13 protein-coding genes are annotated in these 16,066 nt (G+C 60.3%); 7 read left to right on the forward strand and 6 right to left on the reverse strand.

Features of this window, described 5'->3' with window-relative positions; all coding sequences use genetic code 11:
• The first annotated feature begins 108 nt into the window (after positions 1-108).
• Positions 109-1,479 (forward strand): MFS transporter, encoded by a 1,371-nt coding sequence (locus tag H8F23_RS02760; RefSeq protein WP_194933351.1) that lies wholly within the window; start codon positions 109-111, stop codon positions 1,477-1,479.
• Positions 1,476-1,874 carry a DUF4440 domain-containing protein gene (locus H8F23_RS02765; RefSeq protein ID WP_194933352.1) on the forward strand — a complete coding sequence of 133 codons (399 nt, stop codon included), beginning with the start codon at positions 1,476-1,478 and terminating at the stop codon, positions 1,872-1,874. The genes H8F23_RS02760 and H8F23_RS02765 overlap by 4 nt, the downstream gene beginning before the upstream one ends.
• Positions 1,875-2,005: 131 nt before the next feature.
• Here H8F23_RS02765 and H8F23_RS02770 read toward each other — a convergent pair whose 3' ends face one another.
• The 4 genes from H8F23_RS02770 to H8F23_RS02785 all read right to left on the reverse strand — a co-directional run bounded on the left by H8F23_RS02770 (position 2,006) and on the right by H8F23_RS02785 (position 6,905).
• Complete coding sequence (locus tag H8F23_RS02770; RefSeq protein ID WP_134174716.1) at positions 2,006-2,872, reverse strand: efflux RND transporter periplasmic adaptor subunit; 867 nt, start codon at positions 2,870-2,872, stop codon at positions 2,006-2,008.
• A 10-nt stretch (positions 2,873-2,882) separates the two neighbouring features.
• Positions 2,883-3,083: a DUF1656 domain-containing protein gene (locus tag H8F23_RS02775; protein WP_007914106.1), complete on the reverse strand. Its 201-nt coding sequence runs from the start codon at positions 3,081-3,083 to the stop codon at positions 2,883-2,885.
• Entirely contained in the window at positions 3,073-5,265 is a 2,193-nt protein-coding gene (locus tag H8F23_RS02780; RefSeq protein ID WP_194933353.1) for an FUSC family protein, read from the reverse strand. The genes H8F23_RS02775 and H8F23_RS02780 overlap by 11 nt, the downstream gene beginning before the upstream one ends.
• A gap of 140 nt (positions 5,266-5,405) precedes the next feature.
• Positions 5,406-6,905, reverse strand: coding sequence for an efflux transporter outer membrane subunit (locus tag H8F23_RS02785; RefSeq protein WP_194933354.1), 1,500 nt, complete (start codon positions 6,903-6,905; stop codon positions 5,406-5,408).
• Between the two features lie 275 nt (positions 6,906-7,180).
• Here H8F23_RS02785 and H8F23_RS02790 point away from each other — a divergent pair, with 275 nt between their 5' ends.
• The 4 genes from H8F23_RS02790 (at position 7,181) to H8F23_RS02805 (ending at position 11,294) form a co-directional block, all read left to right on the forward strand.
• The gene (locus H8F23_RS02790) at positions 7,181-8,149 is read left to right on the forward strand and encodes a LysR family transcriptional regulator (RefSeq protein WP_007914118.1); all 969 of its coding nucleotides are present in this window, start codon (positions 7,181-7,183) and stop codon (positions 8,147-8,149) included.
• A 381-nt stretch (positions 8,150-8,530) separates the two neighbouring features.
• Positions 8,531-8,905 carry a DUF6124 family protein gene (locus tag H8F23_RS02795; protein WP_194933355.1) on the forward strand — a complete coding sequence of 125 codons (375 nt, stop codon included), beginning with the start codon at positions 8,531-8,533 and terminating at the stop codon, positions 8,903-8,905.
• 756 nt (positions 8,906-9,661) lie between these two features.
• Positions 9,662-10,636 carry a 2-hydroxyacid dehydrogenase gene (locus H8F23_RS02800; protein ID WP_194933356.1) on the forward strand — a complete coding sequence of 325 codons (975 nt, stop codon included), beginning with the start codon at positions 9,662-9,664 and terminating at the stop codon, positions 10,634-10,636.
• A 148-nt stretch (positions 10,637-10,784) separates the two neighbouring features.
• Positions 10,785-11,294, forward strand: a complete 510-nt coding sequence (locus tag H8F23_RS02805; RefSeq protein ID WP_093436210.1) for a DUF2165 family protein — start codon at positions 10,785-10,787, stop codon at positions 11,292-11,294.
• Between the two features lie 19 nt (positions 11,295-11,313).
• Here the strand turns inward: H8F23_RS02805 and H8F23_RS02810 are convergent, their stop codons facing one another.
• Positions 11,314-12,216: a DMT family transporter gene (locus H8F23_RS02810; protein WP_194933358.1), complete on the reverse strand. Its 903-nt coding sequence runs from the start codon at positions 12,214-12,216 to the stop codon at positions 11,314-11,316.
• Between the two features lie 139 nt (positions 12,217-12,355).
• On the opposite strand from H8F23_RS02810, the gene H8F23_RS02815 reads away from it, so the two are divergent.
• Positions 12,356-13,231, forward strand: coding sequence for an AraC family transcriptional regulator (locus H8F23_RS02815; protein WP_194933360.1), 876 nt, complete (start codon positions 12,356-12,358; stop codon positions 13,229-13,231).
• A 329-nt stretch (positions 13,232-13,560) separates the two neighbouring features.
• Here the strand turns inward: H8F23_RS02815 and H8F23_RS02820 are convergent, their stop codons facing one another.
• Complete coding sequence (locus tag H8F23_RS02820; protein WP_194933361.1) at positions 13,561-15,990, reverse strand: TonB-dependent siderophore receptor; 2,430 nt, start codon at positions 15,988-15,990, stop codon at positions 13,561-13,563.
• Between the last annotated feature and the right edge of the window lie 76 nt (positions 15,991-16,066).

The following is a 16,066-nucleotide window of genomic DNA, read 5'->3' on the forward strand; positions in this document are numbered from 1 at the left end:
TCCAAGGCACCACTTGTCAAAATAATTTTGACAAACTAGCAGCCAAACCAGCGTTTTCCTATGACCAGAAGCGCCCTACCCTGCACGTCTCATCACAGGGAAGCTGCCATGGCTTATCGCTCGAAAGTCGCGCTGGTGTATTTGTTGGGCTTCGCGCTCGACTTGCTGAACATGTTCGTCGCCAGCATCGCCTACCCCGACATCGCGCAACAACTGCACGCCTCGGTCACGCAACTGGCGTGGATCAGCAACGCCTACATGTTGGGCCTCACGCTGATCATTCCGCTGAGCGTGTGGCTGGCGACCCGGATCGGAGAGCGGCGCTTGATCCTCGCCTCGCTGCTGCTGTTCGGTGTGGGTTCGGCACTGGTGGCACAAGCGGGATCGATTGAAAGCCTGATTGCCTGGCGACTGCTGCAAGGCCTCGGTGGCGGACTGCTGCTGCCGGTGGGCCAGGCCTTGGCGTATCGACAGTTCCCGGCGACGCAACGCGCGCACTTCACCGGAGTGGTGTTGCTGGTGGCGCTGCTGGTGCCAGCACTGTCGCCGGCGGCCGGTGGCTTGATTGTTCAGACGTTGTCCTGGCGCTGGATTTTTTACCTGAATCTGCCGGTGACGCTGCTCGCACTTGGGCTTGGCCTGCTCTGGTTGAAAGCCGATCAACCGTTGACTGAACGCCCGACGCTGGACGCGCGCGGCCTGCTGCTGGCAGCCTCGGCGCTCAGTTTACTGTTGATCGCCATCAGTCTGTTGAGCGACGCCGACACCCGTAACCTCGGCATCGCTGGCCTGCTGCTGAGCCTTCTGACCCTGTGCATTTACCTGCGCGATGGCTGGCGCAAACCCGGCGCGATTCTCGACCTGCAACTGATCAAGCACCCGTCGCTGCGCCTGGCGATGCTGATCTACCTGTGCGTGCCGGGGGTGTTCACCGGCACCCACATGATTGCAGTGTTGTACCTGCACAACCTCGGTGTCGGCGCGGCACAAACCGGCGCGCTGATGTTGCCGTGGGCAGTCGGCTCGGGGGTGGCGATCATGCTTGGCAAGCGCAGCTTCAACCGCATCGGCCCCAAGCCATTGCTCAGCGCCGGCATGCTCGTGCAATGCCTGGGCATCGTTTTGCTGATGCGCAGCGAACAACCCGCCAGCACGCCGCTGATCATCGCCTATGCCCTGATGGGGCTGGGCGGTAGCCTGTGCAGCGTCACCGCGCAGACCTTGGCCTTTGTTGGCATCGCGCCAGAAAAAATGGGTCACTCCAGTGCCCTGTGGAACATCAATCGCCAACTCGGTTTCTGCCTCGCGGCGGCGCTACTCGGTTCACTGCTGGGCGCCTTGGGCGGTGTGGGTTTCCAAGCCTGTTTTATCACTGCTGCGCTGCTCACGCTGTTGCCGATGGTCGCCGTCCTGCGTTTCGACTCGACCCACGTGCTGGCGCTATTGAACCCGACTGCCCTTGAGGAAAAAATTGCATGAACGACGCCACGCCCTACCTGGACGAAGTGATCCAGGCGCACGAAGCCATCGAACGATGGTTTGCCGTAGAAGAAGATGACGCCGCGCTGCAGCGCTTGCTGGCGCGTTTTTCGCCACGCTTTTCCATGGTGACGCCGTTGGGCCGAGCCCTGGATGTCGATGCCTTGCACCTGCTGTTCCGAGGCGCAGGCGGGCAGAAGAAAGGTTTCAGAATCCAGCTCAGTGAGTTACGTGTGATTGCCTTGCATCAGCGCGGCGCGACCGTGAGTTACCGCGAACAGCAGAGCGATGCGAGCGGTGTGCACACGGATCGGCGTTCGACCGTGGTGTTTGAAAAACTCGAAACCGGGCGGGTGTTCTGGCTGCATTTGCAGGAGACGTTTTGCGCTGAGTGAGTGCTTACGGTATTGGTCTGATACACCGGGTTGTCCTTATCGCGAGCAGGCTCACTCCTACAGGGGATCTCCGGTGTGACACAGATCCAGTGTAGGAGTGAGCCTGCTCGCGATGCAGACGACACGGTCTGTCAGTTATCCACCGTGCTCTGATTCACCACTACCGTGCAAGTAATCCCCGCCGCCAAAAGAACACCTTCCGGCACTTCATCAATATGAATCCGCACCGGCACCCGTTGCGCCAACCGCACCCAGTTGAAAGTCGGATTCACATCGGCAATCAGCTCGCGGCTTTCCGGGTTGTCGCGGTCATAAATGCCGCGCGAGATGCTCTCCACGTGGCCCTTCAAGACTTCGCCGCTCATCAACTGCATGTCGGCCTTGTCACCCACTTTGACGTGGGGCAGTTTGGTCTCTTCGAAGAAGCCGTAGACCCAGAACGAGTTCATGTCGACCACGGCCATTTTCGCCTCGCCGATGCGCGCGTAGTCGCCGCGATGCACATTGAGGTTGGTCACATAACCGTCGACCGCCGCGCGTACTTCGGTGCGTTTGAGGTTGAGTTCGGCGGCTTCCAGTTGCGCCTGAGCGTGTTGGTAATCGGCCAGGGCGGCGTCGGCGATGTTGCTGGCGTCGTCGCGGTTTTCCTTGGAGATCACCAGGTTGTCGAGGTCGGCGCGGCGATGGGCGTTGACCTTGCGCATCTCCCACGTCGACTTGCGCGAGGCGACCAGCGACTGCGCCTGCTTCACCGCGATGCGGTAGTGCTCGGGGTCGATCTGCATGAGCAGATCGCCCTTCTTCACTAACTGGTTGTCGCGCACCGGCACATCAATCACTTCACCGGTAACGTCGGCGGCGACATTGATGATGTCGGCACGCACGCGACCGTCGCGGGTCCACGGCGTGTTCATGTAGTGCTCCCACAACGTGCGGCCGATCCACAGCGCCAGGGCCAGCACCAACAGGGTCGCGAGCAGGCTGAAAAACTTTTTCATCGGGACGTTCTCAACGGTAGACAGTCAGCGCCATGGCGCCGAACAGACAGGTAAACAGACTCAGACGCAGCAGCGCCGGGTGCCAGAAAAAACGGTACAGATCGAACCCCGACAAGAAGCGGTCCACCGCCCAGGCCAGTGCCGCAGCGATGAAAAACATCAAGGTCATGGTCGGCATGTACACGCCGTGGAAGGCGATTTCACGAGGCATGGGCAAGTCCTTCGGGCTTGGCGATGGCGTAGGCAGCGAGTGGAGATTGCGGGTCGAGCAGCGAAGTGCGGATGAAGTGCAGATAGCTTTTCACCCGCCGCAACGCCGAAGTATCGAAGTGCGGCGCGAACGGTTCATCGGTGGCAGCGACACGGCTGATCGCATGGTCGACCGCGACCAGTGCGCGTTCGAGATTGCTGGCGTTCGGTTGCAGGAACAGCCGCACCAGCGCGCGCCCCATCACGCGGATCGCCTGGCGCCACGGTTGCGATTCGGCATAGGCCGGGTGCACCGGCAGAATCGCCTGTTCCTTGCGCAACTCGATGATTGCGTGGCCGACTTCCAGGACCACGAACATCCAGCGCAGCAGGTTCTTCTGCACCTTCGGCTGCCCGGCCGCGAGACCGTAAGCCTGGTGCAGCAAATCACGGGTGCGACTCTCGAAACTCGACGCCAGGCCTTTGAGCTTGCCGCTGATCGCGTAAACCACTTGGCCACGCAGATCCTGCTCCAGCCGTTTCCACAACCAGCGGCTGTTCGGCGGCAGGATAATTGCGCCGGCAGCGGCGCAGACCAGCATGCCCATGACCATGGCGATGTAGTCGTTGATGAAGGTGTACGGGTTGTAAATGGTCAGGTTGTCCGGCACCGAACCGGTGCTGAAGAAGATCAGTAAACCTAGGCCGACACCGGCGTATTGCGGGCGCGACGTGAGGAACGAACCGAGCACGATCACCGGCGCGAGCATCACGCACAACAGCGGAAAACCGTCGATCCACGGGAAGATGAAAAACATCTCGATGAAGCCGATCAGCGCGCCGAGAAACGTACCGCACGCCATTTGAAAAGCCATGCGTTTCGGGTTCGGCGTGGCCGCCGAGAGGCCCACGGTGGCCGCAGCGATCAGGGTCATCGTCGCGCCACTTGGCCAAGCGGTCGCGACCCAATAACTGCCCAGCACGATGAGGATGAACGAGGCGCGAATCCCCGAAGCCGCTGCCGCCCACCAGTTGGTTTGCGGGGTGAATGGCTCGTCCCAGCGCTCGCGTTCGTGGCGGTGATCGGCCAATGACGCGTGGGTCTGTGCATAACTGTGCAGGTCGTCGACGAAGCGATAAAGCAGTTCGTACGCAGTGTGGAAATCCAGTTGTTCGGCGTCGCTTGGATCGGTTTCCTGGAAAATTGCTCGCAAGCTTCGAACCCGTGCCGGCAGCCCCTCCTTGTAGGTCGCCAGCGCTGTCGCCAAACGGGCGGCGTCGGGGCTGGTCAGAGCACGACCGCTGAAGCCGTCGAGCACTTCGGCGAGATCCTGCAAACCCGGTCTGATCGCGGCAACCACATGTTCTTCGCCATTGCCGCGCAAGCGTTCAAGCAACTGATGCAGCGCGTTGAAGCGCGTGGTGATGCCCATGAATTCGCTGTTCAAACGGCTCAGGCGACCGTTGCGCCGACGCATGTGCGGGTCTTCGAACACAGTCACGCTGCGCAGCCCTTCGAGGCCCACGGCTTCGGCGATAAAGCGCACGTTGCTCGCCTCGAAAGACTCGGCTTTGCTGCGCCCGCGCAGACCATCGGTGACGAACAGCGCGAACACACCAAAGCGCTGATACAAAGCGTTGCGCATGGCCGCGCTGGCGGTTTGCGGCAGGATCGCGGCGCTGATCAGGGTTGAGCAGAGAATCCCCAGCGAGATCTCCAGCACCCGCCAAACCGCGGCCATGAACGCGCCGTCCGGGTGCGCCAACGCGGGTAATCCGACCATCGCTGCGGTGTAGCCGGCGAGGACAAAACCGTAGGCGCGGAAGTTGCGGCAACGTGCGGCACCGGCCGAGCAGATACCGACCCAGATCGCCAGCGAGCCGAGGAACAGCTCGGTGTTTTGCGCAAACAATGCGATCAACGTGACCATCATCGCCGACCCGGCCAACGTACCGAGGAAGCGATAGAAACTTTTGGCAAACACCTGACCGCTTTGCGGCTGCATGACGATGAACACGGTGATCATCGCCGTGCGCGGTTGTGGCAATTCCAGGCGCATGGCCAGCCACAGCGTGAGGAATGCGGCGATCAACACCTTGAAGATGTAAACCCAGGTCACGCCATCGCTGCGCGCCCAGTCGAAGAAACCACGGCGCCATTCCAGGGCGTAGAGCCAGCGCAGAGGTGCGGGCAAGGAAGTCATTTTTGTACTCAAGAACATTCAGGTAAAACGCGGTCCCTGTAGGAGTGAGCCTGCTCGCGATGGCGATTTCATATTCAACATTTCTGTCGACTGATACGCCGCTATCGCGAGCAGGCTCACTCCTACAATGGGTTGTGTGTTCAACGCAGGAGAACCGGGGTTTTCGGTGCCTGGGTTTTCTCGGCGGTCGGCACATCGTTGCCTGCCCCCAGTCCACCACCCAACGCCGTCACCAGTTCGGCATGCGCACTCAACCGCGCCGCTTGCACCTGCTGCTGCACCTGCTGCTGCTTGAACAGCAACGTCTGCGCATTGAGCACGTTGAGGTAATCGGTGAGGCCGCGCTGATAAGCGATCATCGCGATGTCGTAAGTCTTCTGCGCCGTCGCTACCGACTCGGCGGCAAAGCCTTGTTGCTTGTCCATCGACTCGCGGCGAATCAACTGGTCGGAAATGTTCTTCAGTGCATTCACCAGCGTCTGGTTGTAATGCGCCACGGCGATGTCATAACCGGCGGAGGCTTCACCCAGCTCTGAGCGCAAACGGCCACCGTCGAAGATCGGCAGCGAGATCGCCGGGCCGACGTTGTAGTTGAGTTTCTTGCCGGTCAAAAACTCCAGCGCGCCCCCGCCGGTAGCCATGTAGCCGAGGCTGCCGACCAGATCGACGTTGGGGTAAAACCCGGCATGCGCCACATCGATACCGCGCGCCTGCGCCGCCACTTGCCAGCGACTGGCGACCACATCGGGCCGCTGGCCGAGCAATTCGGCGGGCAATGCCGATGGCAGTTTCAGCGCAGCACCGAGGGACAATGTCGGGCGCTGCAACTGTGCGCCCGCCCCCGGACCTTTGCCGGCGAGCGCGGCGATCTGGTTGCGACTCAGGGCGATTTCTTCATCCAGCGCATCGAGCTGACGATGGGTTTCCGGCAGTGGCGTTTCCGCCTGGCTGACTTCGAAGTGCGTGCCGATCCCGCCGTTCAAGCGCTTCTGCGCCAGATCGAGAATCTGCTGTTGCTGCTTGAGCGTTGCGGCGACGATGTCGCGCTGCGCGTAATGCAATGACAGTTCGATGTAGGCGCGAACGATGTTGTTCTGCAATTCAAGCTGCGCCAGCCGCGCCTCGGCGGCGCTCATGTGCGCCAGATCCACCGCGCGTTCACTGGCATTGCTTTCGCGACCCCAGAGGTCGAGGGCGTAGCTGAAACCCAATGCGGCGTTGTTGTCCCAGGTGGTGGTGTTGGCCAGATCGCCCGGGCCGTAGAACTGATCGGTCGGCCAGTTGTGGCGTTTGAGGGTCGACTCGCCATTGATCTGCAATGACTCGGCGGATTCGGCGACACCGGCCATGGCTTTGGCTTGACGTACTCGCGCAGCAGCCATGGCCATGGTCGGGCTGCCTTGCACGGCGAGGTCGATCCAGCGATTGAGTTGCGGGTCGCCGTAGGCTTGCCACCATTGCGCGGTGGGCCAGTTGGCGTCACGGGCGGCGTGGGCGATGGCATCGTCGGTGGCCAGTGTATTGGCCTCGATTGCCATGCCTTGTGGAGCAATTCCGTCCGTTGAGATGCAGCCGCCAAGACCCAGGGTAAAAGCCAGAACACTGAGCGGCAAAAGCGCTCTGTTGATGCGACGCGGCACAGCTGCGAATTCCTGAGAGAGGGGTAGATCGAGAACCCGTGTTGGAGCTGCCGCAGGCTGCGATCTTTTGATCTTGATTCCCTTAAAACAAAATCAAAAGATCGCAGCCTTCGGCAGCTCCTACAGAGATCGGCGCAATTCTATGGAAGGCCCCGTACGGCGATAAGCTGGGATTTCTGTGAATCTTTGTTACGGTTAACGAGATAATCCCTTGGTCGGGGGTCTCGCCCCTGAAACTTCGTGTCACAATTTGCCATCTCCCTTGAGAGCACCCCATGGACACTTTGCAAAACATGCGCGCCTTCAGTTGCGTGGCCGAAGCCGGCAGCTTCACCGCCGCCGCCGTGCAACTCGACACCACCACCGCCAACGTCTCGCGCGCGGTCTCCAACCTGGAAGCCCACCTGCAAACCCGTTTGCTCAACCGCACCACGCGACGCATTGCCCTCACCGAAGCGGGCAAGCGCTACCTGCTGCGCTGCGAACAGATCCTCGCCTACGTCGAAGAAGCCGAAGCCGAAGCCAGCGACGCCCATGCGCGCCCGGCCGGGCAGTTGAAAGTGCACACCATGACCGGCATCGGCCAGCACTTCGTCATCGACGCCATCGCCCGCTACCGCAAAACCCACCCGGACGTGACCTTCGACCTGACCCTGGCCAACCGCGTGCCGGACCTGCTCGACGAGGGCTACGACGTGTCCATCGTGCTCGCCAGCGAACTGCCGGATTCGGGTTTTGTTTCGCAACGCTTGGGCATCACCTACAGCATCGTCTGCGCCTCGCCGGCCTACGTGAAAGCCAACGGCGCCGCGCAAAAGCCCAGCGACCTGCTCAACCACGCCTGCCTGCGCCTGGTCAGCCCGGTGATCCCCCTGGAAAAATGGGCCTTCGACGGCCCGGAAGGCCAGGAAATGGTCACCATCAACAGCTCGCCGTTTCTGGTGAACTCCGCCGACGCGATGAAAACCGCGATCACCAGTGGCATGGGCGTGGGCGTGTTGCCGGTGTATGCGGCGATCGAAGGCTTGCGCAACGGCACATTGGTGCGGGTCATGCCGAACTACCGCTCGCAAGAGCTGAACCTGTATGCGATCTACCCGTCGCGGCAATATCTGGATGCGAAGATCAAAACGTGGGTTGAGTATTTGCGCGGGTCGTTGCCGGAAATTCTCGCGGCGCATCAGGCGGAATTGGCCGCCTACGAACTCAGCGGCAGCCTCGCCGGCGCGCGCGTCGCCAACTGATTTTCAACACACCACGAAACCTGTAGGAGCTGCCGCAGGCTGCGATCTTTTGATCTTGTTGTTTAAAAACCAACAGATCGCAGCCTACGCCTGAGCCTACAGAAACGGCGATTTCGCGGATGTTTCCGACAGGTTTTGCAGGTTGTCCGTCGGAAGTGCGCTGGCTAGGATTTGGGTGTCGCTGACGAATCAGCGACCGGACTTGGTCGTCCGGGTTTAGAATGGCGCACTTTTTCAGCTTGCTTAATGGCGAACTGTGCGAGGGAGGGCTTTGGCCCTGCCGGGTTTCCATTCCCTGGTCGACCAACCCACGTACAGTTCGCCACCCTACTGCTTGGTCGCAGTGCGTGACGAACTCCACATCCCGAATGGAGTTTCACCATGTTCAAACCAACGCCCAATCCACCTGAAACCGAAGACACCACCCCCTACGAATTCCCTGGTTCAAAGAAATTCCACGAAGCCGCCGAACGCGCCCTCGACCACTACCTCAAACCCAACGCCCTCACCCTGCGCTTCCACAAACCCAGCACCATGTTCCAGGTCGCCCCCGATCAGGACAGCGAAAGCCTGCTGGTCCACGCCTGCGAATCACTGGCCCAGGCCAGCCTCATGACCAGCGACATCGCCGCCTACATCGACCTGCCGCAGCGACGGACGATTCTGGCGATTCAGCAGATCATCATGCTCGCCGAACTGGCCGTGAACCGCGTGCTGGATAACCACGAAATCCCGAAATCTCCGGCACACAACTAAAAACCCCTCACCCTAACCCTCCCGAAACGTCGGACCGCCCGTAGGGAGAGGGGACTGATCGTGGTGTTTGGGAGAGTTACGCCGACTTGAAATACCGAGTCGAACTCAGGTTCTGAATCAGATCAAAAGCCCCTCACCCTAGCCCTCTCCCGGAGGGAGAGGGGACTGAACGCGGTGTTTGGAAAAGCTACGCCGACGTGCGATACCGAGTTGAACTCAGACTTTGAAAAACTCACAAATCGGCTCCCTCTCCCTCGGGAGAGGGCTGGGCGGGCGGCGTTCCGATGAGGGGCAGCAACAACGCAAATCAAAAGCCGAACACCCACGCTCTTCACCACTCAATAGGCCGAGTGCCAGCTCGCCTGCTTTTGATCTTGATCCACGGGCGACATCGGAAGGCTGAGTGGAGGGATTGATCCGGGCGTGGGAGCGCAGCGACCGTTTGGCGAAGCCAAACACAGCGAGAGGAGGTGCAGCGAAGCAAACCGTAGACGCTGCGCCCGGATCGATCCCGCAGCGAAGGAACCCCGAGCCCCAGCGAGCGGGCCGCACGTAGGAGCAAGCCTTTTGGGTTACCTTTTCGGCGTTTGGAAAAGGTGACCCGCCGTAAGGGCGGAACCCTAAGCCGCCATTACCCAAAAAACGGATATACACACAAAACCACCCAAAGCCCGGTCGGCCCAGAGGCCGCCAAGACAACCCCAAGCCAGAAATGTTAGCGTGCTTAGTATCAAGCCCGAACAAGAGCCAAAAACGATGAAAAAGACTGTCCTGGCCTTCAGCCGCATCACCCCACCCATGATCGAACGCCTGCAACAAGAATTCGACGTCATCGTCCCCAACCCAAAAAACGGCGACATCAACGCCCAATTCAATGAAGCCCTGCCCCACGCCCACGGCCTCATCGGCGTCGGCCGCAAACTCGGCCGCGCACAACTGGAAAACGCCGCCAAACTGGAGGTGGTCTCAAGCGTCTCCGTCGGCTACGACAACTACGACCTCGACTACTTCAACGAACGCGGGATCATGCTCACCAACACCCCGGACGTACTCACCGAAAGCACCGCCGACCTCGCCTTCGCCCTGATCATGAGCAGCGCCCGCCGCGTCGCCGAACTCGACGCCTGGACCAAGGCCGGCCAATGGCAAGCCAGCGTCGGCGCACCACTGTTCGGCTGTGACGTCCACGGCAAAACCCTCGGCATCGTCGGCATGGGCAACATCGGCGCCGCTGTCGCCCGCCGTGGCCGCTTCGGCTTCAACATGCCAATCATCTACAGCGGCAACAGCCGCAAGACTGAACTGGAGCAGGAACTCGGCGCGCAATTTCGCAGCCTCGATCAACTGCTCGCCGAAGCCGATTTCGTCTGCCTGGTGGTGCCTCTCAGCGACAAGACCCGCCACCTGATCAGCCATCGCGAACTGGCGCTGATGAAACCCGACGCCATTCTGGTGAACATCTCCCGTGGCCCGGTCGTCGATGAACCGGCCCTGATCGAAGCCCTGCAGAACAAGCGCATTCGTGGTGCCGGCCTCGACGTTTACGAAAAAGAACCGCTGGCCGAATCGCCGCTGTTCCAGTTGAGTAACGCCGTGACCCTGCCGCACATCGGCTCGGCGACGAATGAAACCCGCGAAGCCATGGCCAATCGTGCACTGGCCAATCTGCGCAGCGCCTTGCTCGGCGAACGTCCGCAGGATCTGGTCAACCCGCAAGTCTGGCGCGGATAAAAAAATACGGGCAAGTGCAACATCGCACTTGCCCGTTAGTTATTGCCATACACAACTTGAAATTGAACAACAAACCAATTCAAACAACAGCGTTATAAGCTCTGCCTGGCTGCCGAATAATCGACAAGCGCTATGGAGAGCCAAAACCTTGAACACCCTGACCACCGACAAACTTATCCGTTACAGCAAAGTTATATTGATGGCCTACATCAGCTTCTTTGGCCTGTTGGTGATGATCCACAACTTCACCGACTATGATTCAAACTACACTTACGTGGCCCATATCCTGAGCATGGACACCACCACTGCCAGCGAAACCATCAAGTATCGGGCCATCGAGTCGCCGATGATTCATCACCGGATTTACTGGTTCATCATTACTTTGGAAGTCACCTATACCGTGCTATGCCTGATGGGTACCTATCAGTTGTTGCGCCATATCAATGCCCCTGCCGAGGTATTCCATGAGGCAAAGAAGTTCTCGATCATGGGCATACTCGCGGCCATCTTCATATATTACGTGTGCTTGCAAACCGTGGGTGTGGAATGGTTCGACATGGACACTTCGCAATCATGGAATGCCAAGGACTGGGCGCGACATATCGTTGATTTCATCTTCCCGGTGATGATTTACATCACCTTGAAAGTCGAGCGCTGACGTTCAGCGCTCGTTTATTTCAAGCCAACTTTCCCTGTACTGGCGGCACCACTGCTTTCGGTTTACGAAACACCAGCACATTGCCCAGCATCACTAACACCAGACCGACCAGCGCCGGCGCTGTCCATTGGTAACCTTCAGCAAACGCCGAAACGTTGAGCGCCACCACCGGAAAAAGCACCGTGCAGTAAGCCGCACGCTCCGGCCCCATGCGCCCGACCAGCGTCAGATACGCGGTGAAACCAATGACGGAACCGGGGATCACCAGATACAGCAGCGCACCGACGTAACGCGGGCTCCAGTCCATGTCGAATGGAATGCCTTTGACCAGGCACCACACCGACAACATCGCCGCGCCATAGGCCATGCCCCAAGCGTTGGTAGTCAGCGGTTTGAGACCGGCCTTCTGCTGCAGACTCGAGAGCATGTTGCCCGCCGAGAAACACAAGGTGCCGCACAAGGCCAGGCCGAGTCCCAGCAAGGTTTGTGGGCTGGCGTGATGCCCGGCCAGTTCCGGCCAGAACAACATGCCCAGGCCGAACAGCCCCAGCGCACCGCCCATCAGCACATTGCGCGCGATGCGCTGGCCAAAGAACACCCGCGCATTCAGCGCGTTCCACAGCGTCGCGGTGGAAAACACCACCGCGACCAGACCGCTGGGGATCCACTGACTGGCGGTCAGGAAACACATGAAGTTGACGCAAAACAGGCACAAGCCCTGAGCCACGCAGATCAAATGCCCACGGCGGTTCATCGGTTGCAGCCGTCGGCTGAGCAGCAACAACGCAAACAGCACCAGCGCGGCGAGCCCGAAGCGATAGACGATCGACACCGGAATCGCCACCACGCCAAGCTGCCATTTCAGGGCAATCCAGGTGGTGCCCCAGATCAGCACGGTCAGCAAATACAACGACAGGTTCATGGCACACACTCCTCGATAGGCCTTGAGTGTCTGCCCGGATCTGGTTTGTGCGCTTGCAGATTCTTGCGCTTTTGTCTGGCGGCAGGCTGGCAGCGCGGTGTCTACGGAGTAGGATGCAAGGCGTTGAAGAGAACCGACCATGGCCGCCATCGATACCCTGCAAGTCTTTCAAGCGTTGAACAGCTCGCCGAACGCACGCCTGGTGCACAGCGCCGAGCTCGGTGACGGCTTGTCTGCCGCTTTGTGGACCAACCACCACGATGCGCAGGATTATGAAGCGCCGAGCCACCACACGCTGTCCTGCTACATCGCCGGTGGCACCGGCACATTCCGTCGCGATCAACCCGGTCAAAAAGGTGGCCCGGACAAGCTGTGCATTCTGCCGGCGGATCACCAATCGGGCTGGGTGATCAACGGCGATATCCGCCTGGCGCACCTGTATTTCAGCGCCGAACAATTCGCCCTCGGTTGCGTCACGCTGCTCGATCGCGAACCCCGCGAGATGCAGTTGCGCGAGCAGACCTTTCTCGAAGATCCGCAACAGGCGCAACGCTTCCGGCAGTTGCTGACGCTGAATTGGGACGAGCCTGCTGAACGCTTGCTGACCAGCAGCCTCGCCCATGAATTGATCAGCCACACCTTGCTCAGTCAGGTCGGCGCGCGTCAGGGTTTGCGATTGAAGGGCGGACTGGCACCACACCAGCGTCGGCAACTGGTGGAGTTCATCGACAACCAGTTGGCCGAGCCGATCAGCCTGGGTCAATTGGCCGGATTGTGTGCGCTGTCGGAATACCACTTTGCGCGGATGTTTCGCACCAGTTTCGGCCTGCCGCCGCATCAGTATGTGCTGGCGCGGCGCTTGAGCCGGGCACGGGAGTTGTTGCGCGGGACGGCGTTGCCGTTGGGTGAGATTGCGCTGGCGTGCGGGTTTGCCAGCGCCAGTCATTTCACTAATCGGTTCAAGCAGGTGTTGGGCGGGACGCCGGGGGAGTATCGGCAGGCGTTTTTGCGTTGAACCTTTCCCCTCACCCCAGCCCTCTCCCAGAGGGAGAGGGGGCCGACCGAGGTGTCTGGCGTTGTACATCGACCTGAATGACCGAGTCGATTATGGATTCGGTAAAGATCGATCACGTCGGCGCAGTTCTCCAATATCCCCCAATCAGTCCCCTCTCCCCCAAAGAGAGGGGGCCGACCGAGGTGTCTGGCGTTGTACATCGACCTGAATGACCGAGTCGATTATGGATTCGGTAAAGATCGATCACGTCGGCGCAGTTCTCCAATATCCCCCGGTCAGTCCCCTCTCCCCCCGGGAGAGGGTTAGGGTGAGGGGCTTTTGATCTTGCCTCAAAATTCCAACGTACTCGACAGCGAAACCTGCCGCGAATCCCCCATCGACACAAAGAACCGGCTCGCCGCCGAGGTGTAGTACGTGCGGTCAAACAGGTTCTTCACATTGAGCTGAAACTTGACCTTCTGCCCTTCGACCCGAGTGTCGTAAGTGGCAAACGCATCGGCCACGGTATAGCTCGGCAGATCAAAATCATTCACCGCGTTACCCGCTCGTTCGCCGACATAACGCGCCCCGGCGCCGACGCGCAATTGATCGCCGCCGATCACGCTGCCGAAGTCATACACCGCCGACAACGAACCGGAATTCTTCGCTACGTTCTGCAGACGCTTGCCTTTGTAATCCGGGTCTTCAGTCACCTCCGCATCGGTGTACGCGTAGCTGCCGATCATGCTCCAGTGGTCGCTCAACTGACCGGTCAGGTCCATTTCCAAACCCCGCGAACGCACCTCACCGGCCGCGCTGTAGATCGTCGTCGGGCCTTCGGAATTGGCCACCAGCACGTTGCGCTTCTTGATGTCGAACAACGCGATGTTGCCGGTGACACGCCCCGGCATGTCCAGCCGCGCACCCAGCTCCCACGACTTGGCTTCTTCCGGCGCGATGCTGCCGTCGAGCACGGTGCTGCTGCCACTCAGCGGGGCGATGGTCGAGTTGGGTTTGAACGATTCGGTGTAGCTGCCGTAGAACGACAAGGCGTCGGTGTAGCGATACACCAGACCTGCGCGCGGGACGAACTTCTGGCCGTTGCTGTCGGTGTTGGCCTTGAACGGCACGCCTTTGCCGGCGTACTGGTCGTATTCCTGGAAGCGCCCGCCGGCGACCAGAATCCACTGCTCGTTGAGGTGAATCGAGTCCTGCAGGAACACCGAATCGCTGCGCAGTTCATCGGTCTGCGCGCTGTCGGGAGCGCTGACGGTCGTGCCGGCGACTTCGCGGCCGTACACCGGATTGAGGTAGCTGAAGGTGGTCAGGCTTTTCTGGCGGATCAAGTCCTCGCGGTAGATCTTGCGGTACTCGTCATCGACGCCGAACACCAAGTCATGCTGCATGCCCAGCACATTGACCTTGCCTTCGAGGCTGGCAGTGGTGAAACGGTCGGTGCTGATCGCGTTCTGGGTGCCGTCCATGCTGCGGGTCAGCGTGCCCTTTTTGGTGTCGATGGCGGTCACGCGAACCTGGCTGGCGTCGTAGGTTTCGCGGTTCCAGCTGTAGCCGAAGTGCGCTTTCCAGTCGTCGTTGAGCTCGTGATCAGCTTCGAAGTGATACAGGTCCGAACGGCCTTCCATGTTATTGAACGGCTCGTCGAGACGCTCCTTGCGCGAGATGTCCAGCGGATGATTGGTGCGCGGATCGATCAGCGTGCCACGGTCGAACGGCGTGAGAAACTCGCGGTGCTCGTAGGCGAACAACAGCTTGGTGGTCTCGCCGAACCAGGCCAGCGACGGCGCGATCAGGGTTTCACGGTGGGTGCCGAAGTTGCGCCAGTAATCTTCGTCTTCGTGGTCGAGCACCATGCGATAGGCCAGCCCGGAATCGCCCAACGGGCCGGTGCTGTCGAAGGTGCCGCCGCTGCCGTTTTTGCCGTCGCCGTAAGTCGAACCGCGCAAGGTCAGCGCATTGTATTGAGTAAGTTCAGGCTTCTTGCTGACCAGGTTGACCACGCCACCCGGGTCTTGAATCCCGTAGAGCAACGAGGCCGGGCCTTTGAGCACTTCGACGCGATCCACCGTGGCATTCATGCCGCGCCCCTGCACGATCGGCATACCGTCGCGCATGATCGAGCCATTACGGTTGTCACCGAAACCGCGCGTCATCACCGAGTCCTGGGTGCTGCCCAAAGTGTTGCCTTGGGTGATGCCGCTGACATTGGCCAGGGCGTCATCCAGATTGCGCGGCGCCTGATCGCGGATGACTTGCGCCGGGATGACATTGACGGTCTGCGGGACTTCCTGCAACGACGCCGAGGAACGCATCACCGAACTGGTTTCCGGCGGCTGATAACTCATCGATTCGTCACGGGTCGAGGTGATGGTGGTGGCGCCGAGGTTCAACGCACCTTCGGTGGGCTTCGGCTCCAGCGCCAGCGTGTGGCTGTCGGTGCGGCGGAAGTTGAGACCGGAGCCGCTGAGCAGACGTTGCAGGGCCTGTTCGGCACTCATCTGGCCATTGACGGCCGGCGCCGTCAGACCGTACGGCGCTTCGTCGGTGTAGACCACGCTCTGCCCGGTGACGCGGCTGAAGTCGCTCAAGGCTTGCGGCAGCGGTTTGGCGACCAGGGAAAAGTTGAACTGCTTTTGCGCCTGGCTGCTGACGGTTTCAGCGGCGAGCGCGACGCTCAGCGGCAACAGCGCCAATGCCGAAAAGCTCAGTGCCGAAACGCCTAACCATTGTTTGACCGAACCCGATTTTGCCCTGGACTTCATTGCTCAATGACCTGTGTAGAACCGCAACGGATGCGAATGACTCGCAGTTTCAGTCACTACACGGATGGGGCAGATG

This window comes from Pseudomonas neuropathica (assembly GCF_015461835.1).
Taxonomy (GTDB): Bacteria; Pseudomonadota; Gammaproteobacteria; order Pseudomonadales; family Pseudomonadaceae; genus Aquipseudomonas; species Aquipseudomonas neuropathica.